This is a genomic window from Aeromonas sp. QDB56 (genome assembly GCF_027705505.1).
Taxonomy (GTDB): Bacteria; Pseudomonadota; Gammaproteobacteria; order Enterobacterales; family Aeromonadaceae; genus Aeromonas; species Aeromonas caviae.
The window spans coordinates 1-4,203 of record NZ_JAPDBZ010000211.1 but is presented as its reverse complement, the minus strand read 5'-3'; the positions used below and the strand labels follow the sequence as shown (position 1 = coordinate 4,203).

At 62.2% G+C, this 4,203-nt stretch carries 4 protein-coding genes; 3 read left to right on the top strand and 1 reads right to left on the bottom strand.

Annotated elements, in window-relative coordinates:
* Nucleotides 1-314: 314 nt before the first annotated feature.
* Nucleotides 315-725: a CBS domain-containing protein gene (locus OKB81_RS19565; protein WP_042865010.1), complete on the bottom strand. Its 411-nt coding sequence runs from the start codon at nt 723-725 to the stop codon at nt 315-317.
* Between the two features lie 147 nt (nt 726-872).
* Between OKB81_RS19565 and OKB81_RS19560 the strand changes: the two genes are divergently transcribed.
* The 3 genes from OKB81_RS19560 to OKB81_RS19550 are packed head-to-tail and all read left to right on the top strand — an operon-like array spanning nt 873 to nt 4,085.
* Nucleotides 873-2,783 (top strand): ABC transporter ATP-binding protein, encoded by a 1,911-nt coding sequence (locus tag OKB81_RS19560; protein ID WP_160839294.1) that lies wholly within the window; start codon nt 873-875, stop codon nt 2,781-2,783.
* Nucleotides 2,776-3,237: a DUF2390 domain-containing protein gene (locus OKB81_RS19555; protein ID WP_160839292.1), complete on the top strand. Its 462-nt coding sequence runs from the start codon at nt 2,776-2,778 to the stop codon at nt 3,235-3,237. The genes OKB81_RS19560 and OKB81_RS19555 overlap by 8 nt, the downstream gene beginning before the upstream one ends.
* A complete protein-coding gene (locus OKB81_RS19550) occupies nt 3,231-4,085 on the top strand; it encodes a 23S rRNA (adenine(2030)-N(6))-methyltransferase RlmJ (RefSeq protein WP_102948406.1) in 855 nt (284 codons plus the stop codon). Before OKB81_RS19555 ends, OKB81_RS19550 begins: the two co-directional genes overlap by 7 nt.
* The last annotated feature ends 118 nt before the right edge of the window (nt 4,086-4,203 follow it).

Sequence of the window (4,203 nt, the reverse complement as noted above, 5' to 3'; positions counted from 1 at the left end):
CAATACATTCAAAACCAGCGGGGCTGACGCCCCGGCGAAATTCCCCTCCCACCTACGTCGGAGGGAGTCCCCTTTCGTATTTAAGATGGGAACTGAAGCGGCGAACGATTAATTATAAAAGCGTCAATTCGAGCTGACGCCGCGACATATAGTGTCACACTAAATGACAACGGTAGAATTTATGACCATTAAAATCATTTTTGCAACACAAGCGATCTGAAAAATTTGATGAATGCAGTTTAATCTTTCAGCAAAGCGAGAAGCTGGGAGCCCTGCCGGGCGACACGGGCTCCCCGCACACCTTCCCCGCCCCCTCAGACCGGCTGCCAGCCGCTCATGACCCTCAGCAGGTCCTTCCAGCTCACTATGCCCACCAGGGCGCCGTTTTCCAGCACAGGCAGACAGGAGATCTGGTGCTCCAGCATGAGGCCGGCGGCCTCTTTCAGGGAGCGTTCGGGGGAGACGGTGATGGGTTCACGGCTCATGATCTGGTGGGCGCGCCGGTTGAGGGTCTCGGTGTCCCGGTTCATCTCGGCATCCGTGTCCAGATAGGGGCTGATGGCACGCAGCAGATCTCGGTCCGAGATGACCCCCACCAACTCCTCCTCTTCCACCACCAGGAGGTGGCGGAAATGGGCCTGCTCGAAGATCTCCTTGATGACGCTCAGCCTGTCATCCATGGAAACGGTCGCGACCCGGGTCGTCATGATCTCTTTAATCAACATGGTCAGCCTCCTGCCCCCCAGATGTCTCTGTTATGACACGTTTTTCCGGCGGCAGCCATCCCCCCCGCCCTCAAGTGCAAATTTGTGTCATTTCACGTAAGATCCGCGCCAGTTTCTCTCCTTCAATCGAGCCAAGCAGACCCATCCATGATAGTTGCCAGTCAAATCGAACTGATCCGCGGCGGCCGCACGCTGCTGGACAACGCGTCCGCCACCATACACCCCGGCCACAAGGTGGGCCTGGTGGGCAAGAACGGCTGTGGCAAGTCCACCTTCTTTGCGCTGGTGCGGGGCGAGCTGGCCATCGACAACGGCAGCTTCAGCCTGCCCGCCAGCTGGCAGATTGCCGGCGTGGCCCAGGAGACCCCGGCGCTTGACTGCTCCGCCCTGGAGTACGTGATAGACGGCGACAAGGAGTTCCGCGCCCTGGAGGCCGAGCTCGCCCGGGCCGAGGCGGATGACAACGGTCTGCTGGTGGCCGAGCTGCACGGCAAGCTCGATACCATAGGTGCCTACAGCATTCGCGCCCGCGCCGCCGAGCTGCTGCACGGTCTGGGTTTTGGCGGCGATCAGCTCGACTCGCCGGTCAGAAGCTTCTCCGGTGGCTGGCGCATGCGCCTGAACCTGGCCCAGGCGCTGCTCTGCCGCTCCGATCTGCTGCTGCTGGATGAACCGACCAACCACCTGGATCTGGACGCCGTCATCTGGCTGGAGAAGTGGCTCAAGGGTTATCAGGGCACGCTGGTGCTCATTTCTCACGACCGCGACTTCCTCGACTCCGTGGTGAATCGCATCATCCATATCGAGAACGGCAAGCTCAACGAATACAGCGGCGGCTACTCCGACTTCGAGCTGCAACGGGCCGAGCACCTGGCCCAGCAGCAGTCCATGTACGAGAAGCAGCAGCGGGAGATGGCCCACATGCAATCCTATGTGGACCGCTTCCGCTACAAGGCCTCCAAGGCCCGTCAGGCCCAGAGCCGCTTGAAGGCCATGGAGCGGATGGAGAAGATCCTGCCCGCTCACGCCGACTCCGAGTTCAGCTTCGAGTTTCGCGAGCCCTCCGCTCTGCCGGCCCCGCTCATCGCCATGGAGAACCTCAGCGCCGGTTACGGCGACAAGGTGGTCCTGGAGAAGATCAAGCTCAACCTGGTGCCGGGGTCGCGCATCGGCCTGCTCGGTCGCAACGGCGCGGGCAAGTCCACCTTTATCAAGATGCTCTCCGGTAGCAACCCGCCGCTGTCGGGCAAGCTGGAGGTGAGCGCCGGGGTGAGCATCGGCTACTTCGCCCAGCATCAGCTCGAGACCCTGCGCCTCGATGACAGCCCCCTCGATCACCTGGTGCGCCTCGCGCCGGACAAGACCGAGCAGGAGCTTCGCAACTACCTCGGCAGCTTCGGTTTTCACGGCGACAAGGTGCTCGACAAGGTGGCCCCCTTCTCCGGCGGTGAGAAAGCGCGTCTGGTGCTGGCCCTCATCACCTGGCAAAAGCCCAACCTGCTGCTCCTGGATGAACCGACCAACCACCTGGATCTGGAGATGCGCCACGCCCTGACCATGGCCCTGCAAGGGTTCGAGGGCGCCATGGTGGTGGTCTCTCACGACCGTCACCTGCTGCGCACCACCACGGATGATTTCTATCTGGTCCACGGCGGCCGGGTCGAGCCCTTCGATGGGGATCTCGACGACTACCACAAGTGGCTCGGCGAGCAGGAGAAAGAGGCCAATGCCAAGCCGGCAGATGGCACCGTCTCCGCCAACTCGGCGGTGGCGCGCAAGGATCAGAAGCGCCTTGAGGCCCAGTTCCGGCAAGCAACCCGGCCGCTGCGCCAGAAGCTCGAGAAGCTCGAGGCCAGCATGGAGAAGCTGCAGGCCAAGCTGGCCGCGGTGGAAGAGCAGCTGGCCGATCCCGCCATCTATGAAGAGAGTGCCAAGGGCAAGCTCTCCGAGCTGCTCAAGTCCCAGGGCCCCCTCAAGGAAGAGCTGGAGCACGTCGAGCTGGAGTGGATGAGCCTCTCCGAGGAGCTGGAAACCATGGAGCAGGCCTTCTTTGCGTGATGAAGCCTTGATGGCCAGCGAGCGGGTCAGCCCCGACGCCCTGCCCACCCCTTCCGAGTTCTGGACATGGAGCACAGGCGCCTATGGCCAGCGCAGCCAGGACTGGCTCCACGTGCAAAGCATGGGGGGCAACGTCAACCTGGCGCTCCTGCTGTACCACCTCGACCTGCTCCGGATCCCGGTCGACCTCACGGACTTGCAACCGGCCCTGGTACAGACCGAGGCGGTGCTGCTCCCCTGGCGCACCCTGCGCCAGCAGGCCAAGTCACGGGTGGGGGCCGAGGAGTACCAGACCATGCTGGCCCACGAACTGGAGCTGGAGCGGCTGCAACAGGGGGTTTTGCTGCAGACCCTGCGCACCCTCGCCCTGTTTCGCGGCGACAGCCGCAACCTGTTTCACTATCTATCGTTACTGGGTGCCCAGCAGGGCCCCCTCAGAGATCTCATATGCTGAGCTACCGCCACGCCTTTCACGCCGGCAACCACGCCGACGTGCTCAAACACGCCGTCCAGGCCCTGATCATCGAGTCCCTCAAGAAGAAGGAGAAACCCTTCATCGTGCTGGACACCCATGCCGGTGGCGGTCTCTACGACCTGCGCGGCGACTGGTCCCAGAAGAAAGCGGAATATGCCGACGGGATCAAACGCCTGTGGGATGAGCGGGCCCAGTGGTCTGCCATGGCCCCCTATCTGGGTGTCATCGAGGAGATGAACAGCGATGGTCAGCTGCACTACTACCCCGGCTCGCCGGAGCTGTCACGCCGCCTCATCCGCGATCAGGACAAGCTGGCGCTGATGGAGCTGCACAACAACGAGGTGGAAGATCTTCGCGCCAACATGGGGTACGACCCCCGCGTCGCCGTCCACCATCGCGACGGCTTCGAGGGGCTGGTGGCCCTGCTGCCGCCCACCCCGCGCCGCGGCCTGGTGCTGATCGACCCACCCTATGAGCTCAAGGAAGATTACTTCGCCGTGGTCGATACCCTGAAAAAGGCACAGAAGCGCTGGGCCACTGGCATCTATGCGCTCTGGTATCCCATCCTCGGGCAAGAGGCGGACAAGTCCCGCGACATGCTCAAAGCGATCAAGCGGGAGAACTTCGGCAACGTCCTGGTGGCCGAGCTGGAAGTGGCCGGCCAGACTGCCGATTGGGGCATGAACGGCTCCGGCATGCTGATCATCAGCCCCCCCTGGATGCTGGACGAGCAGATCGAAGCCTTCTTGAAACCCCTGTGCGCCAGGCTGGCCCAGGGCACCGGCGCCCAGTACAGGGTGGAGTGGCTGAATAAAGCCGAAGCCTGACCCTCGGAACAACAGAAAATGAAAAAGGGCCTGTCACAGCAGCAATGCTGTTCACTTAAGAGAATTTGAGTTCCAGTCCACGTAGTATCAGGACAAAAAAGCGAGGGAGGCATGATGC

Excerpts from the sequence above, each read along its gene's own strand:
- OKB81_RS19565 (WP_042865010.1), bottom strand. The coding sequence starts at position 725 with ATGTTGATTAAAGAGATCATGACGACCCGGGTCGCGACCGTTTCCATG.
- OKB81_RS19560 (WP_160839294.1), top strand. The coding sequence starts at position 873 with ATGATAGTTGCCAGTCAAATCGAACTGATCCGCGGCGGCCGCACGCTG.
- OKB81_RS19550 (WP_102948406.1), top strand. The coding sequence starts at position 3,231 with ATGCTGAGCTACCGCCACGCCTTTCACGCCGGCAACCACGCCGACGTG.